The organism is Aminobacter sp. P4_D5, assembly GCF_056401815.1.
The window spans coordinates 118,095-133,491 of the sequence record NZ_JBFUIP010000001.1; the positions used below are offsets into that span (position 1 = coordinate 118,095).

The window sequence follows — 15,397 nt, forward strand, 5'->3', positions numbered from 1 at the left end:
TTCGCTCTGTCCACTCAACCCGCGATCTTGGAGAAGTCGGCGACCTGATCGGTCGCGGTACGGATGCGGGCGAGCAGCGCCAAGCGATTGGCGCGGACGGCTACATCCTCATCATTGACGAGAACTTTCTCGAAGAATGAATCAACCGGTTCACGCAACACGCTCAGCGCGCGCATGGCGGCGGAAAAGTCTTCATTGCGAATTGCTTGACCGGCTTCGCTGACGGCCTGATCCACCGGCGCAAACAGCGCGCTCTCCGCCTCTTCGCGGAAAAGAGCCGCGTCGACGGCGTCGGCAACCTTTGTCCCCTTCTTCTCCTCGGCGGCCAGGATATTCGCGGCACGCTTGGTGCCGGCGAGCAGGTTCTTGCCGTCTTCGGTGTCGAGGAACTTGCCAAGCGCTTCGACACGGCGGGTGATGGTCAAGAGGTCGTCGGCATCAGGCGTGATCACCGCGTCGATCAGATCGTGGCGGGCGCCAAGCTCGCGCAGATAGACCTTCAGGCGATCATGGAAGAACGCGATCAGGTCAGCCTTGAGCGGCGCCACACGATCAATCGTCTCCTTGCGCAGCTCTGCCTCGAAGGCGGCAAGCGCATTGTCGACATCCTGTTCGCCGTCGACATCGCCGCTGTCGATGGCGGCCTGCGACGCTTCGAACGCGGCGAGCCGGCGCTGGACGGAAGCCTCTTCAAGCTGTCGCAGCGCGGCGTCAAACAGCTGCTGCAGCGGCAGGCGACCGCGCGCCGACAGGATGATCCTGACGATGCCGAGTGCTGCACGACGCAACGCGTAAGGGTCCTTCGAACCCGTCGGCTTCTCGTCGATTGTCCAGAAGCCGACCAGCGTGTCGAGCTTGTCGGCGAGCGCCACCGACACCGAAACCGGGTCGGCAGGCACGCGGTCGGACGGGCCTTGCGGCTTGTAGTGTTCTTCGATTGCCGCAGCGACCGAGGGGCTTTCGCCCTGCAGCAACGCATATTTGCGACCCATCGCGCCTTGCAATTCGGGGAACTCGCCAACGACTTCGGTCTGGAGGTCCGCCTTGGCGAGCACAGCCGCGCGGTCAGCCAGCTTCGGCTCGGCGCCGACAAGCTTTGCGATCTCGCGCGCCAGGCCACGAATGCGCTGGACGCGCGCGCCTTGGGTCCCGAGCTTGGCATGGAAGGTCACGCCGAGATGATCAAGACGGGCCATGCGCTGGTCAAGCGGCTTCTTGAGGTCGAGCCCGAAGGCCCCGGCCGACTGTTTTAGCGTATCAAGGTCAGGCAGATCGTGCTGGTCGGTGTTCCAGAAATAGAGTGCATCGGAGAGTCGCGCGCGCACCACCTTGCCGTTGCCGTGGGCGATCTCCTTGCCACCGTCCTTGGCCTCGATGTTCGAGGTCAGGATGAAGTGGTTGGACAGCGCGTCCTCGCTGCCATGCGGGCGCGTCACAAAGCATTTCTGGTTGGCGCGGATGGTCAAGCGGATGACCTCGGCCGGGATCTGCAAGAAGGCATCTTCGAAGGTGCCCATCAACACGACTGGCCATTCGACCAGGCCCGCAACCTCTTCCAGCAGCCCCTCGTCCTCGACAAGGTCGAGCCCATTGGCGAAGGCGAGATTGCGCGCGTCGGCGACGATCATCTCCTTGCGGCGGTCCGCATCGATGACGACCTTGGCCACCTCGAGCTTGGCGGCGTAATCCTCGAAACGCCGAACCTTGATGGCCCCGGGCGCGTGGAAACGATGGCCATAAGTGACGTTGTCGGAACGGATGCCGTCGACTTCGAAGTCGACCACGACCGGCTCCTCGGTCTCGGGACCGAAGGTGCAGACGATCGACTGCAGCGGGCGCACCCAGCGCAGGCTGCCGGGCTTGGCTGACGCCGGGCCCCAGCGCATCGACTTCGGCCACGGGAAACTCTTGATGATCGTCGGCATCAGCTCGGCGATGATCTCTTCGGCCGAGCGCCCGGGCTTGGAAATGTGGGCGACGTAGAAATCGCCCTTCTTGGGATCGCTGTGGACATGTGCCTCGGCAATCGAAGCGAGGCCGGCGCCGCGCAAAAAGCCCTGGATCGCGGCTTCAGGCGCCTTGGTGCTCGGGCCCTTGCGCTCTTCGCGAATGTCCTTGGAGCGCGCAGTCAGCCCTCTGATATCGAGTGTCAGCCGGCGCGGCGTCCAATATTCGCGCGCCGCCTCATAGGTGAGGCCGGCTTCGACAAGACCATCGGTCAGCATCTTCTTGAGATCGCCCGCGGCCTTGCGCTGCATGCGCGCGGGGATTTCTTCGGAACGAAGTTCGAGCAGCAAATCCGGCATCAGAGTTTCTCCATCCGCATGCCATCTTTCTTGTCCGTCATCGCGCCTTCGGCGCTGCCGCCCGCTTCCGTCAGCAGGAACGCCTCGCCGCACATCTTGGCGAGATTGCGCACGCGCAGGATGTAGCTCTGGCGCTCGGTGACCGAGATCACGCCACGCGCATCGAGCAGGTTAAGCAGATGGCTCGCCTTGATGCACTGGTCATAGGCCGGGAACACCATCTTGTGGCGATTGCCACCTTCGGCAGGCGCGCCGGCATCGAGCAGCGCCTTGCACTCGGCTTCGGCGTCGGCGAAATGCCTGAACAGCATGGCTGTGTCGGCGTGCTCGAAATTGTGCCGGGAATATTCCTGTTCGGCCTGCAGGAAGACTTCGCCATAGGTGACCTTGTCGTCGCCTTCGAGGCCGTTGAAATTGAGGTCGTAGACGTTATCGACGCCCTGCACATACATCGCCAGGCGCTCGAGACCATAGGTCAGCTCGCCGGCGACAGGTGCGCATTCGATGCCGCAGACCTGCTGGAAATAGGTGAACTGCGACACTTCCATGCCGTCGCACCAGCACTCCCAGCCGAGCCCCGCCGAACCGGTTGTCGGGTTTTCCCAGTCGTCCTCGACAAAACGGATGTCATGCACCAGCGGGTCGATGCCGATCGCCGCCAGCGAGCCGAGATAGAGCTCCTGGAGGTTAGCCGGGTTCGGCTTCAGGATCACCTGATACTGGTAATAATGCTGCAGCCGGTTCGGGTTCTCGCCGTAACGGCCGTCCTTGGGGCGGCGCGAGGGCTGCACGTAAGCGGCATTCCAGCGCCTGGGTCCAAGCGCGCGCAACGTGGTTGCAGGATGAAGCGTTCCCGCGCCCACTTCCATGTCATAGGGCTGGAGAATGATGCAGCCCTGCGCGGCCCAGAAATTGTGCAGCGTCAGGATCAACCCCTGAAACGAACGGCTGGGGTGCATGTGGGCGGGCATTGGGTTGGTCACGGGCGAAGCTCGATCATTGGCGCGCGCCCCGCACGACTGCGGGACCGCAAGACGGTTCGTCCTAGTCCGGCCTTCGGCAAGGGTCAAGCAGTGGCCGCGCGATGCGGCTCACTTGCCCGGCAGCTGAAGTTCCTGGCCCGGTGCGAGCCGGGCGGGGTCGCCGCGCAGCTGCGGGTTGAGGTCGAGGATCTCGCGATAGCGGTCGCCATCGCCAAGCACCTCGTTGGAGATCGACCACAAGGACTGGCCGCGCAGCACCTTGTAGGAAGCCGGGATCGCCTGAACCGCGGGCTCGGCCGCAGGCGTCTCCGCCTCGCTCTTTTTCTGGCTGTCCGGTGCCGGTGCCGCCGGCTTGATCTCGGTCACCGGCGGCTTGGCCGGGGCTTCCAGGGCCGTGGGCTTCTCGGGCAGTGGCGGCAGGCCGTTGGCGAGCTTCTTTTCGACCTCGGCCAGGACGTTCGGCTCCGGCTTCATGTCGCGTGCATGGCTCCACTGGAAGGTCGCCTCGAGCTTGCGCCCGGCACGCCAGTAGGCATCGCCAAGGTGGTCGTTCAGCACCGCATCGTCGGGCTTGAGCGATACGGCGCGCTCCAGTTCGCGCACAGCGTCATCGTAGCGGCCAAGGCGGTAATAGGCCCAGCCGAGCGAATCGATGATGTAGCCGTCGCTCGGCCGCAGATCGGCGGCCTGCTTGATCATCCCGAGGCCCTCCTCGAGATTGGTATTCATGTCGACCCAAGAATAGCCGAGATAGTTCAGCACCTGCGGCTGATTGGGGAACAGCTTGAGCGCCTCGCGGAAATTCGGCTCGGCCTTGGGCCATTCCTTCAGCCGCTCATAAGCGATGCCGCGCTGATAAAAGATGTTCCAGTTGGCGTTGGTCGGCGTCTTCAGCACGCCAACCGCCTTGTCGTAGACGTCGGCTGCCGCGCGGTAGTTTTCCGTAGAGGCATAGACCCCGCCAAGCGCCAGATATCCGCGCATGTCGTYGGGATTGGCATCGACCAAGGCCTTGAGATGCGTGATCGCCTCGTCATGACGCTTGAGGTCGGCGAGGTTGAGGCCAAGCTGTAGCTCCGACAGCCGCTTCAGCGGCGACGTCGCCGGCACGCGACGATAAAGTGCTATCGCCGCCTCGCTGTCCTGCTGCTGCTCGGCGATGGCTGCAAGCTGAACCAGAAGTTCGTCGCTCTCGGACTTCAGCGCCAGCGCATATTGCAGATAAAGCCGGACGAAAGGCTCGCCGCCGCCGCGATTGAGTGCGGTCGACAAATTGAGCAGGATTTCGGCGGCACCGTCATTCGGGCCGGTCACCAGAGGCGGGATCTTCTCGCCCTTGGTGATCTTCTCACGCAATGCTGAAATCGGCRGCTTGCCGGGCGCGAACTCGTCGGCACGGTCGAGGATCGCCAGAGCTTCGGTCTTCTTGCCGGTGCGTGCCAGGAAGCCGGCATATGCCTCGGCCGCGCGCATCCAGGTCTCGGGTGCCGCACTGCCGGCGCCAACATTGTCGATGGTTGCGCGGTAGATTTCGTTGGCCTTGTCGTTCTTGCCGGTCGTCTCGGCAATCAGCGCCTGGTGATAGGTCTTGAACAGATCATACCATTCCGGCCCCTGGAGCTTGTCGAGGAACTGCAGCCCGTCGCCGCCACGGCCTTCGCCCTGCTTGGCCCAGGCAGTCATGGTGCCAGTGATCAACCGGTCCAGATCGGATTCGAGGGCCAGCTTGAGCCATTTCTCTGCGGCTTCGTAATCCTTTTTGCGGAACGTATCGACTGCCAGCGCCAGCCGCGAGAAACGTTCCACATCGGGAACCGTCTTCAACATCTCGGCGTAAGGCAGCGACTCGTCGAACCGACCCTGCGCGATCAGCGCCAGCATCACACTTTGCTGAAGCGCGGTATCTGCGGGATCGAAGGCCAGGGCGCGTTTGTAATAGGCAATCGCACTGTCGAGATCGTCATCGGCTTCAGCGACGCGTGCCGCCAGATAAGCCCCTGAAAACGAACTGATTTCGACCGGCTCGGAGACCTGTTTGGCATATCCGGGCTGGGTCAGGGCGGTAAAGCCCGCAAGAGCTGCCAGGCCCAAAAGCCAGATTGCGCGTCGCTGCCGCATGAATGTCCTTCCTAGTCAGGTCGTATGGTCATCATGACACCCGCGAGGCGGGATCTGTGGCCGCAACTTGGTTTTCGTTGCCAAGCATGGCCTTTTTGGGGTCGCGCTTCAATCCGCCACCACTTCACAATCCGACAACCGGCTTAAGGTTTCCAGAATATGTGCGCCAGAGTGGCGCCATTTCCGACTTCAGACGACGCGGCTGATGCAGAAATCGATGACGTCGAGCAGGGCTGCCTTCTGTGGCGTGGATTCGAGCGGCGCAAGTGCGTCGCGCGCGATCTCGCCAAAGTGGCTGGCGCGGCCGATCGTATCGGCGATGGCACTGTGGCGCACCATCAGGCCGACAGCCTTTTCAAGTGCGGCATCGTCGGAAACGCCGTCCTCGATGGCGCTCTTCCAGAAAGCACGCTCGGCGGCAGTGCCCCGGCGATAGCTCAGGATGACCGGAAGCGTGACCTTGCCCTCGCGGAAATCGTCGCCGACATTCTTGCCGAGGTCCTTGCTCGACCCACCATAGTCCAGCGCATCGTCGATGAGCTGGAAAGCAAGGCCAAGGTTCATGCCGTAGGAGCGAAGGGCTGCCTTGTCGTTCTTTGACGCACCCGCGATCACCGGCCCGACTTCGGCGGCAGCCGAAAACAACGCAGCGGTCTTGGCTTTGATGACGGCAAAATGCTCGTCTTCGGTGGTTTCGAGGTTCTTGGCCGCCGCAAGCTGCATGACCTCGCCCTCGGCGATGATCGATGCGGCGGAAGACAAGATATCGAGTGCTTCGAGCGAGCCGACCTCGACCATCATGCGGAAGGCCTGGCCAAGCAGGAAATCGCCGACCAGCACGCTTGCCTGGTTGCCCCAGATGGTGCGCGCGGTCTTCTTGCCCCGGCGCAAATCGCTTTCATCAACGACGTCGTCATGCAGCAGCGTTGCCGTATGCATGAACTCGACCGACGTGGCGAGCCTGACATGGTGCTCACCGGAATAGCCGAACATCTGGGCCGCAGCGAGCGTCAGCATTGGACGCAGGCGCTTGCCACCCGACGAAATGAGGTGGTTGGCCACCTCCGGGATCATCTCGACATCGGATCCGGCCTTGGACAGGATCAGCTCATTGACCCTGGTCATGTCGGACGAGGTCAGGTCGATCAGGTCCTTGATCGACGCGGTGTCCCGCTTTCCCTTCTCGATGTTGAGAACGACACCCAAGGCCAACACTCCCAATTACACAAACGCGTGGTCGCGCGCGTATCTCTTAGGCGATTCTAGGGCGGCATGCACCGTGCCCGCAAGTGGCGAATTGGCGCGGTGCAACAGGTAGCGTTTACTTCGTCGCGCCAAACTGCGAATTTCACCACATGATCGAACTCATCCGCACCAACGACGCCGTCATCATCTCCTTTGTGGAATCGCTGCTGCGCGACGCGCGTATCAGCTGCTTCGTCGCCGACCAGAACATGAGCGTGCTCGACGGTTCGATCGGCATCCTGCCGCGCCGCATCATGATCGACGAGGACGACGCCGACGAAGCGCGGCAGCTGCTCACCGATGCTGGTATCGAGCACGAAATCCACCGGAAGTGACCATTCAGCCGACGCAAACCGAAGATTTGGAGCTGCCGCCGCATTCGGTGGACGCCTTCCATCGCGGCGACTTCTGGCTGGTCCAACCCAAGAACGATGGACATCGCGCCGGCATGGACGCGCTCATGCTGGCCGCTGCGGTGCCGGACGCCTTTTCCGGCCGGCTCGCCGATTTCGGTGCCGGCGCCGGTGCCGCGGGCCTTGCGGTTGCCTCACGCTGCAAGTCGGCACAGGTGCTTCTGGTCGAACTCACTCCGGAAATGGCAGCGTTCGCCAAGGCAACGCTAGCCCATCCCGGCAACGCACAGCTCGCCCAGCGCACCTCCGTTCTCGTCGCCGACGTCGGCCTATCGGGCAAGGCACGGACAGAGGCCGGGCTCGCCGACGCCTCGCTCGACTTCGTCATCATGAACCCGCCTTTCAACCCTCAGCACCATCGCCCGACGCCTGATGCACTGAAGCGACAGGCACATGTCATGGAAGACGGTCTGTTCGAAAACTGGATCCGAAGTGCCGCTGCCATGGTCAAGCCACGCGGCGGCTTCGCCGTCATCGCAAGGCCAGAACAGCTGGTACCGATCCTGACGGCCATGGACGGGCGCTTCGGCAAGGCCGAGATCGTTCCGGTGCATCCGCGCGAGGACGCGGCAGCGATCCGCGTCATCATACGCGCGGTGCGGGCCTCGCGGGCGCCGTTGGCGCTATGCCCGCCACTGGTGCTGCATGAGCAAAACGACAGCTTCTCGCAACGTGCCCAAGACATAAGCAGCGGCCGCTCGTCGCTTTTCGGCGATTGAGCAACGCTCGAGCATTGCGGATGTCACAAGAATACATACATCCCGCATGACACTGACCGGAGAGACTAAGTGAAGAACCCGTTCCGCCGCCTGCTGCCGAAATCCATGCGTGGCGGCGAAGTCGTCATTCCTGTCATCAGGCTGCAAGGCGCCATCATGTCGGGTGGCGGCCAGTTCCGCCCCACTCTTTCGCTCGCAACCACCGCCGGCCTGATCGAAAAAGCCTTCTCGATCACCAGCGCGCCGGCTGTCGCCATCTCGATCAATTCGCCCGGCGGGTCGCCGGTGCAGGCGCGCCTGATCTACAAGCGCATCCGCGACCTCGCCGCTGAGAAAAACAAGAAAGTGCTGGTTTTCGTCGAGGACGTCGCTGCCTCAGGCGGCTACATGATCGCGATTGCCGGCGACGAGATCATCGTCGACCCCTCCTCCATAGTCGGTTCGATCGGCGTTGTCTCATCATCCTTCGGCTTCACCGAGCTGATCAAGAAGATCGGCGTCGAGCGCCGCGTCTATACCGCCGGTGAAAACAAGGCGACGCTCGATCCGTTCAAGCCGGAAAAGAAAGAAGACGTCGAGCGGCTAAAACAGCTGCAGCTTGAGGTCCACCAGACCTTCATCGACATGGTCAAGGACCGCCGTGGCGCCAAGCTCAAGGACGATCCAGACCTGTTCACCGGCCTGTTCTGGTCGGGCAAGAAGGGGCTGGAACTCGGACTGGTCGACTCGCTCGGCGACATGCGCACCGTGCTCAGGGACCGCTATGGCGCCAAGGTCGAGCTCAAGCTGATCACCGCACCGCGCGGACTGTTCGGCCGCAGGCTGGGCCTGGGCTCGTCAGCCTTGGGCTTCACGCCCGAGGTCGCAGGCGCGGTCGCCTCAGGGCTTGTGGATGCGGCGGAAGAGCGCGCGCTGTGGAGCCGGTTCGGCCTTTGAAAAAACAGAGATAGCGGATTATCATTGAGGGGAAACCCCGACTGGCCGGAACGCGGCCCCCCGACGGGAGGAGAATGACGATGCCTCAGCTCATCTTTTTCGTGCTTGTCGGCGTGGTGGCATATATCGGCTATCGCTCCTTCATCAAGGAAGCCAACCGGGTGACCGCCAAGGTGCGCCGYAGCGAAAAGCAGCGCCAGACCGGCGCCAACGGGACTCTCGTCAAAGATCCGGAGACCGGCGAATACCGGCTTGAGAAAGACTGACGACCAGCCCGTGACCTTGAACAGCGTTGCGCTCGCCGAACTCGCCGCGGCCAAGATCAACCTTGCACTGCATGTCACCGGCCAGCGCGCCGACGGCTACCATCTGCTCGACTCTCTGGTCGTATTCGCCGAACTCGGCGACCGCATCACCGTGACTGCCTCAAATGAGGACCGCTTCTTCGTCGACGGTCCATTCGCTGGCGATGTGCCGCGCGACGGCGGCAATCTCGTCCTGCGCGCCCGCGACGCGCTGCGCACGGCCTTCCCCGCTCACACCACCGAACCGGTTTCGATCTCGCTCGAAAAGAACCTGCCGGTCGCTTCCGGTATCGGCGGCGGGTCGAGCGATGCGGCCGCCACCTTGCGAGCACTCAAGCAGCTTTGGCGCATCCCTGCGGATGCGGCAGCGCTGGCGAATCTCGCCTTGCCGCTCGGCGCCGACCTGCCGATGTGCCTGACAGGGCGCCCGCTGTTTGCGCGTGGCATCGGCGAACAGCTCGAACCTGTCACGCATTTCCCCGCGCTTCATCTGGTGCTGGTCAATCCGGGTGTCGCCGTCGAGACCCCGAAAGTATTCCGTGCGCTGGCCTCGCGCGACAACCCCGCACTTGCGCCGCTCGACAGCGCCGACACGGTGCTCGACTGGCTCGCCGCCACCCGCAACGACCTGGAACCGGCGGCGATCTCAATCGAACCCTCGATCACTGAGGTACTTTCCGCCCTTCGCCGGTCTGGCGCTGCCTTCGCCCGCATGTCGGGTTCCGGCGCCACCTGCTTCGGCATCTTCCACGGTGCCACTGCTGCCTCGCGCGCTGCCGAGGCAATCTCAGGCGTACACCCCAACTGGTTCAGCGCCGCGACCACGACCCGGACCTAGGAGCCCAAGACAATGGCAAGCGAGCCCCGCCCCTTCGTGCCTGTCCGAATCGCGGTGCTCACCGTGTCCGACACGCGCACGCAGGCAAACGACAGATCGGGCCAGACGCTCGCCGACCGCATCACCGAGGCCGGTCATGTGCTGAAGGCACGCGACATCGTCACCGACGACAAGGACCAGATCCGCGACCGCGTCACCACCTGGTCGCTCGATCCCGAGATCGACGTGATCATCACCACCGGCGGCACCGGCTTCACGGGACGCGACGTCACGCCAGATGCACTGGAGCCGATCTTCGAAAAGCGGATGGACGGTTTCTCCGCCCTCTTCCACCGCATCTCCTACGACAAGATCGGGACGTCGACGATCCAGTCACGCGCCACCGGCGGCGTGCTCAACGCCACTTTCGTCTTCGTGCTGCCGGGTTCGCCAGGCGCGTGCCGCGACGCCTGGGACGGCATCCTCAAGGCACAGCTCGACTACCGCCACATGCCGTGCAATTTCGTGGAGATCATGCCGCGCCTCGACGAGCATCTCAGGCGCGGTGGGGCCAAGCCGGCGTGATATTCGACTGAACCAGTTAGCGCTGCGCGACGACGATTTCTGCGTCGAGCGTTTTCATCGCCAGCCCGCGCGCGATGCCTTCGGCATCGGCTCCGTTGCGGCCCAGAACCGCCGCTTGCTTCTTGGTGATGACCAGCCCCTGCTCCAGCGCGCGCGGCCGTGAGGTCACCCGCTCCCAGAACGGCCGGTTGCTCGCTCTTGAGCGCGTAAAGCGCGCGGCCATCGCCAGCCGGCTCATATGGCGCACGACGCTCTCGGTCCAGCCCTCGGCAAGGCGCGCGCCGGGCTCGATCAGAAGCAGCCAATCGCTCTTGGCCTGCGCTATGCCTGCCTGAATGCCGCCGCTGGCGACATAAGCACAGCCGGCATGCTCGGCGACATAATGGGTCTGGTCGGTCGAGCCGCGGTCGCAGACGATCACCTCGCGCACGACACCTTCGACCGCACCACCGACCAGCGAGGCCAGCGTACGCGCCAGCCCCTCCTCGTCGTCCTTGGTCTCGATCAGAACGCTCAGCATATCTAGCCGCATATCCGAAAGCCGGCCCAAGCGCCAGCTTCTCTGCTCCTACCACAAAGTTCTTGCTTTGTTCTCTTTTTCACAATAGGAATAGTTTCATGCCGAACGAATCGACGGGCGGTGCTTTTCCCTTCGGGAGATAGTGAAATGGAACCCATTGCACGGGCCGATATTGCCGCTTTCAAGGGCGGCGGAGCCGGAATGGCCAATGCCATGATCGAGGAAAGCGGCCTGCGCATCAATCACGAGCGCAGGCGCGGCCGAGGTGCTGGCGTCAATCCTTCCGGGCGCTACGAGCCGGTGAGCCGCCACGTCTTCGACGATGGCTGGAGCACGCTTGAGGAGCTGCCGCCTTTCAAGACCGAGGTCCAGGTCGAGAAGCCGCGCACCATCATCACCCGCAACGAGTCGCCCGACATCTCCTTCGACCGCTCGATCAATCCCTATCGCGGCTGCGAGCATGGCTGCGTCTACTGCTTCGCCAGGCCGACGCACAGTTATATGGGCCTGTCGGCTGGGCTCGACTTCGAGTCCAAGCTGTTTGCCAAGCCCGATGCGGCAAAACTGCTCGACCGCGAGCTGTCGAAGGACGGCTACCAGCCGCGAACCATCGCCATCGGCACCAACACCGACCCTTACCAGCCGATCGAAAAGCACTGGCGCATCATGCGCGAAGTGCTCGAAGTGCTGGAGGCGCGCAACCATCCGGTCGGCATCGTCACCAAGTCGGCAATGGTTGTCAGAGACATCGATATCCTCAGCCGCATGGCCGAGAAGGGCCTGGCCAAGGTCGCGCTTTCGGTCACCACGCTCGACCGCATGCTGGCCCGTACCATGGAGCCACGTGCCGCGACCCCGACCAAGCGGCTTGAGGCGATAAGGCAACTGTCCGATGCCGGGATTCCCGTCTCGGTGATGGTCGCCCCCATCATCCCCGGCCTCACCGACCAGGAGATCGAACGCATTCTCGATTCGGCAAAGGCCGCGGGTGCGACCGGCGCAGGCTACGTCATCCTGCGCCTGCCTCTCGAAGTCAGCCCGATCTTCAAGGACTGGCTGCTGCGTCATTATCCCGACAGCTATCGCCATGTGCTGTCGCTGATCCGCTCGATGCGCGACGGCAAGGATTACGATTCGGAGTGGGGCAAGCGCATGAAGGGCAAAGGTCCCTATGCCTGGCAGATAGGCCGCCGCTTCGAGATCGCCGCCCAGCGCCTGGGCCTCAACGCCGTGCGCACGCCGCTCAGGACCGACCTGTTTGAAGCCGCCCCCAAGGACCAGTTGCAGCTGACGCTGCTTTGACCGATACGGCGGACCGCATTGCCGGTCCGCCTCCACCACCCCGTCCGGCCCCTCCCCGTGGCCAGCTGACGGTGTACCTTTCCTGACCGCCGCCCCAATCGGTCGGGAAAGACTTGCGGAGAATCGGAGCCGATGCGAGCATCGCCGCAATATGGCTCGACCGCGTTCCGATTCTCCGCCCCTCTTCGAATTCATCGAAAAGCCCGACTTCGCCTTCGAAAAGAAGGCGATGGCAGCTGGCCTGTGGCCATGCGCGGGGCTCGACGAAGCCGGGCGTGGGCCACTTGCCGGCCCGGTCGTGGCGGCTGCCGTCGTGCTTGACCCCGACAACATTCCAGCTGGGCTTGATGATTCGAAGCGTCTTTCGGCGGTGCAGCGCGAGAAGCTGTTTGACGAAGTGCTTAGCAAGGCGCTCGGCGTCGCTGTCGCATCCGTCTCGGCCGACAGCATCGACCGAAGCGATATCCGCAAGGCCAGTCTCGAAGCGATGCGGCGGGCGCTGGCAGGCCTGCCCATGATTGCCAAATCAGCGCTCGCCGACGGCCGCGACGTCCCGCCCGGCCTTGCCTGCACCTGCCGCGCACTGGTCAAGGGCGATCAGCGTTCGCAATCCATTGCCGCGGCTTCGATCGTCGCCAAGGTGACACGCGACCGGATGATGTCTGCCTGCGGCTCAAACGACAATCGCTACGGCTTCGAAGTCCACATGGGTTACGCCACCGCGCGCCATCGCGCCGCGATCGTCGAGCACGGCGCGTCGCTTCGCCTGCACCGCATTTCCTTCGCACCGTTCAGGGACTGATCGCCCCCAACTTCGAGGCGCGAAGGACGCACTCGCCTCGGACTGCCTCCACGAACTCACCGTCAGGCAACAAAAAAGCCGCCGGAAATTCCAGCGGCTTTTTTTCATATTCGTTTGGCCTGCTCGACTTAGTTGAGCTTGGCCTTCAGTTCCTGAACCGAACCCTTGAACAGCTCGGTGCTGGTCTTGGCGTCCACTTTGCCGCCAAGGATATGGCGGGCCGCCTCGACCGCAAGGTCGACTGCGCTGGCGCGGACTTCGTTGACCGCCTCGCGCTCCGCCTGGCCGATCTTCTGCTCGGCAAGCGCGGTCCGGCGAGCAACGTACTCTTCGGTCTTCTTGTGTGCTTCTTCAGCGAGAAGGCTGGCTTCGCGCTTGGCCGACTCGACGATGTCGGCGGCTTCCTTCTCGGCTTCCTTGCGCTTGCGCTGATACTCGGCGAGCAGCTGCTGGGCTTCTTCACGCAGCTTGCGTGCGTCTTCGAGCTCGGCGCGGATGCGGTCGGCACGCTCATCGAGCGATTTCGACAGCATGCCCGGCACCTTCAGGTACAGGACAAGTGCGATGAAAATGACGAGAGCGACTGTGGCCCAGAATGTTGCGTCCATGGCCTTGCTCCTACTTGCCCGCTGCCTTGACGGCAGCAGCGATGTCGGCCTTGTCGACCTTGCCGGCACCCAGAGCCTGGACGATCGCCGCAGCGGTGTCCTCAGCGATGGAGCCCACTTCCTTCATGGCGTTAGCCTTGATGGTAGCAATGCGAGCCTCAGCCGTGGTGAGCTTCTGGTCAAGCCCGGCTTCAACTTCCTTGCGCTTGGCTTCGGCTTCCGCCTTGGCAGCGTCGCGTGCTTCCAGGCCGATGACGTTTGCCCTGGCTTTCGCCGCGGCAAGCTCCTGCTCGTAAGCGGCAACCGCCGCATCCGCCTCGGACTTCATCCGGGCGGCCTGGTCGAGATCCCCTGCGATGCGATCGCGACGCACCTCAAGGATACCGCCGACACGCGGCAGCACGGCGTTTTTCAAGAAGAGATAAAACAGGCCGAAAGTGATCGCGAGCCACAAGAGCTGCGAAGGATAGGACGACGAATCAAAGGGCGGGAAAACGCCTTTTGCGCCGTGCTCAACGCCCGTGCTCGTGTGAGCCCCGGTACCGGCATCGGTCTGAGTTGCTCCAGCCGCAGGAGCGACTTCCTCGGCATAACCCGGTGTGACAAACATCTCTTTCCCCTGTCCATCCTACCGGCCGCAACGCGCGGCCGGTTCAATCGCTTAGCCGGTTCTCAGGTGAAGAGGAGCAGCAGGGCGATGAGGAGCGAGAAAATGCCGAGAGCTTCGGTCACGGCGAAGCCGAAAATCAGGCGGCCGAACTGGCCATCAGCTGCCGACGGGTTGCGCAGTGCGCCCGACAGGTAGTTACCGAAAATGCTACCGAGGCCGATGGCTGCGCCACCCATGCCGAGGCAGGCGATGCCTGCGCCGATTGCCTTTGCTGCGTCTACTTCCATTGTCCAACTCCTTGTGGATCGAAACTTAGTTGCGATTTCCCCACCGGCGGCAAGCCGCCGACGAATTCTTGCTCAATGGCCCGGATGCAGGGCGTCGTTGAGGTACATGCAGGTCAGCACCGCAAACACATAGGCTTGCAGGAACGCGACCAGGACTTCCAGACCGGTGATGGCGACCGTCATCAGCAGCGGCAGCAGCGAGCCGGCAACTCCGACAGCGCCGAGCGCGCTAAGGGAGGTCACAAAACCGGCAAAAACCTTAAGCGTGATGTGGCCAGCCAGCATGTTGGCGAAAAGACGAACCGACAAGCTAACCGGGCGCGACAGGAACGAGATCACCTCGATCAGCACCACCAGCGGCACCAGGATCCCAGGCACGCCTTGCGGCACGAACAGTTTGAAGAAGCCGAAGCCGTGCTTCATGAGGCCGTAGACAACGACCGTGCCGACGACCAGCAGCGCCAGCGCGAAGGTGACGATGAGATGGCTGGTGACGGTGAAGAAGTAAGGGAACAGGCCGAGCAGGTTGGCGACGAGCACGAACATGAACAGCGAAAACACGAACGGAAAGAACCGCATGCCTTGCGAGCCGGCGGCGTCGCGCAGCATCGAGGCCACAAATTCGTAGGACATTTCCGAAACCGACTGCATGCGGCTCGGCACCAGGCCGCGGCTCGACGTCGTCAGGAACAGAAAGGCTCCGGCGCAGACCACTGTAGCGACCATGAAGGCAGCCGAATTGGTAAAGGAGAAATCGAGGCCACCGATCTCGATCGGAATCAATTTCGAGATCTGAAACTGATGAATAGGATCGTTGGCCACGCTGGCCCCCCTTCGCCTA

General features: G+C 63.0%; 17 protein-coding genes. 8 read left to right on the top strand and 9 right to left on the bottom strand.

Annotated elements, in window-relative coordinates; genetic code table 11:
* Window positions 1-14 precede the first annotated feature (14 nt).
* The 4 genes from glyS to AC1DWF_RS00575 all read right to left on the bottom strand — a co-directional run bounded on the left by glyS (window position 15) and on the right by AC1DWF_RS00575 (window position 6,613).
* Window positions 15-2,306, bottom strand: a complete 2,292-nt coding sequence (gene glyS, locus AC1DWF_RS00560; RefSeq protein WP_476781882.1) for a glycine--tRNA ligase subunit beta — start codon at window positions 2,304-2,306, stop codon at window positions 15-17.
* Complete coding sequence (locus AC1DWF_RS00565; protein ID WP_476781883.1) at window positions 2,306-3,289, bottom strand: glycine--tRNA ligase subunit alpha; 984 nt, start codon at window positions 3,287-3,289, stop codon at window positions 2,306-2,308. Before AC1DWF_RS00565 ends, glyS begins: the two co-directional genes overlap by 1 nt.
* A gap of 108 nt (window positions 3,290-3,397) precedes the next feature.
* Window positions 3,398-5,407 (bottom strand): tetratricopeptide repeat protein, encoded by a 2,010-nt coding sequence (locus AC1DWF_RS00570; protein WP_476841382.1) that lies wholly within the window; start codon window positions 5,405-5,407, stop codon window positions 3,398-3,400.
* Window positions 5,408-5,596: 189 nt separating this feature from the next.
* Entirely contained in the window at window positions 5,597-6,613 is a 1,017-nt protein-coding gene (locus AC1DWF_RS00575) for a polyprenyl synthetase family protein (RefSeq protein WP_476787529.1), read from the bottom strand.
* 149 nt (window positions 6,614-6,762) lie between these two features.
* Here AC1DWF_RS00575 and AC1DWF_RS00580 point away from each other — a divergent pair, with 149 nt between their 5' ends.
* From AC1DWF_RS00580 to moaB, 6 genes are all read left to right on the top strand, one after another.
* A complete protein-coding gene (locus AC1DWF_RS00580; RefSeq protein WP_476781886.1) occupies window positions 6,763-6,987 on the top strand; it encodes a putative signal transducing protein in 225 nt (74 codons plus the stop codon).
* 2 nt (window positions 6,988-6,989) lie between these two features.
* Entirely contained in the window at window positions 6,990-7,784 is a 795-nt protein-coding gene (locus tag AC1DWF_RS00585; RefSeq protein ID WP_476781900.1) for a tRNA1(Val) (adenine(37)-N6)-methyltransferase, read from the top strand.
* A 105-nt stretch (window positions 7,785-7,889) separates the two neighbouring features.
* Window positions 7,890-8,720: a S49 family peptidase gene (locus AC1DWF_RS00590; RefSeq protein ID WP_476781901.1), complete on the top strand. Its 831-nt coding sequence runs from the start codon at window positions 7,890-7,892 to the stop codon at window positions 8,718-8,720.
* 80 nt (window positions 8,721-8,800) lie between these two features.
* A complete protein-coding gene (locus tag AC1DWF_RS00595) occupies window positions 8,801-8,986 on the top strand; it encodes a hypothetical protein (protein ID WP_476781887.1) in 186 nt (61 codons plus the stop codon).
* On the top strand, window positions 8,973-9,863 hold the full coding sequence (locus tag AC1DWF_RS00600; RefSeq protein ID WP_476781888.1) for a 4-(cytidine 5'-diphospho)-2-C-methyl-D-erythritol kinase: 891 nt from the start codon (window positions 8,973-8,975) through the stop codon (window positions 9,861-9,863). Before AC1DWF_RS00595 ends, AC1DWF_RS00600 begins: the two co-directional genes overlap by 14 nt.
* 12 nt (window positions 9,864-9,875) lie before the next feature.
* Complete coding sequence (gene moaB / locus AC1DWF_RS00605; RefSeq protein ID WP_476781889.1) at window positions 9,876-10,427, top strand: molybdenum cofactor biosynthesis protein B; 552 nt, start codon at window positions 9,876-9,878, stop codon at window positions 10,425-10,427.
* A 16-nt stretch (window positions 10,428-10,443) separates the two neighbouring features.
* Here the strand turns inward: moaB and AC1DWF_RS00610 are convergent, their stop codons facing one another.
* Window positions 10,444-10,947 carry a glycosyltransferase gene (locus AC1DWF_RS00610; RefSeq protein ID WP_476781890.1) on the bottom strand — a complete coding sequence of 168 codons (504 nt, stop codon included), beginning with the start codon at window positions 10,945-10,947 and terminating at the stop codon, window positions 10,444-10,446.
* A gap of 147 nt (window positions 10,948-11,094) precedes the next feature.
* Between AC1DWF_RS00610 and AC1DWF_RS00615 the strand changes: the two genes are divergently transcribed.
* Together AC1DWF_RS00615 and AC1DWF_RS00620 are read left to right on the top strand one after the other, a co-directional pair.
* Window positions 11,095-12,249 (top strand): PA0069 family radical SAM protein, encoded by a 1,155-nt coding sequence (locus AC1DWF_RS00615; RefSeq protein ID WP_476781891.1) that lies wholly within the window; start codon window positions 11,095-11,097, stop codon window positions 12,247-12,249.
* A 151-nt stretch (window positions 12,250-12,400) separates the two neighbouring features.
* Window positions 12,401-13,051 (top strand): ribonuclease HII, encoded by a 651-nt coding sequence (locus tag AC1DWF_RS00620; RefSeq protein WP_476781892.1) that lies wholly within the window; start codon window positions 12,401-12,403, stop codon window positions 13,049-13,051.
* A 128-nt stretch (window positions 13,052-13,179) separates the two neighbouring features.
* Here the strand turns inward: AC1DWF_RS00620 and AC1DWF_RS00625 are convergent, their stop codons facing one another.
* From AC1DWF_RS00625 to AC1DWF_RS00640, 4 genes are all read right to left on the bottom strand, one after another.
* Complete coding sequence (locus AC1DWF_RS00625) at window positions 13,180-13,659, bottom strand: F0F1 ATP synthase subunit B (protein ID WP_476781893.1); 480 nt, start codon at window positions 13,657-13,659, stop codon at window positions 13,180-13,182.
* A gap of 10 nt (window positions 13,660-13,669) precedes the next feature.
* Window positions 13,670-14,269, bottom strand: coding sequence for a F0F1 ATP synthase subunit B (locus tag AC1DWF_RS00630; RefSeq protein ID WP_476781894.1), 600 nt, complete (start codon window positions 14,267-14,269; stop codon window positions 13,670-13,672).
* Window positions 14,270-14,331: 62 nt separating this feature from the next.
* Entirely contained in the window at window positions 14,332-14,556 is a 225-nt protein-coding gene (locus tag AC1DWF_RS00635; protein WP_476781895.1) for a F0F1 ATP synthase subunit C, read from the bottom strand.
* A 72-nt stretch (window positions 14,557-14,628) separates the two neighbouring features.
* Window positions 14,629-15,378, bottom strand: coding sequence for a F0F1 ATP synthase subunit A (locus AC1DWF_RS00640; protein ID WP_476781896.1), 750 nt, complete (start codon window positions 15,376-15,378; stop codon window positions 14,629-14,631).
* Window positions 15,379-15,397: the final 19 nt, after the last annotated feature.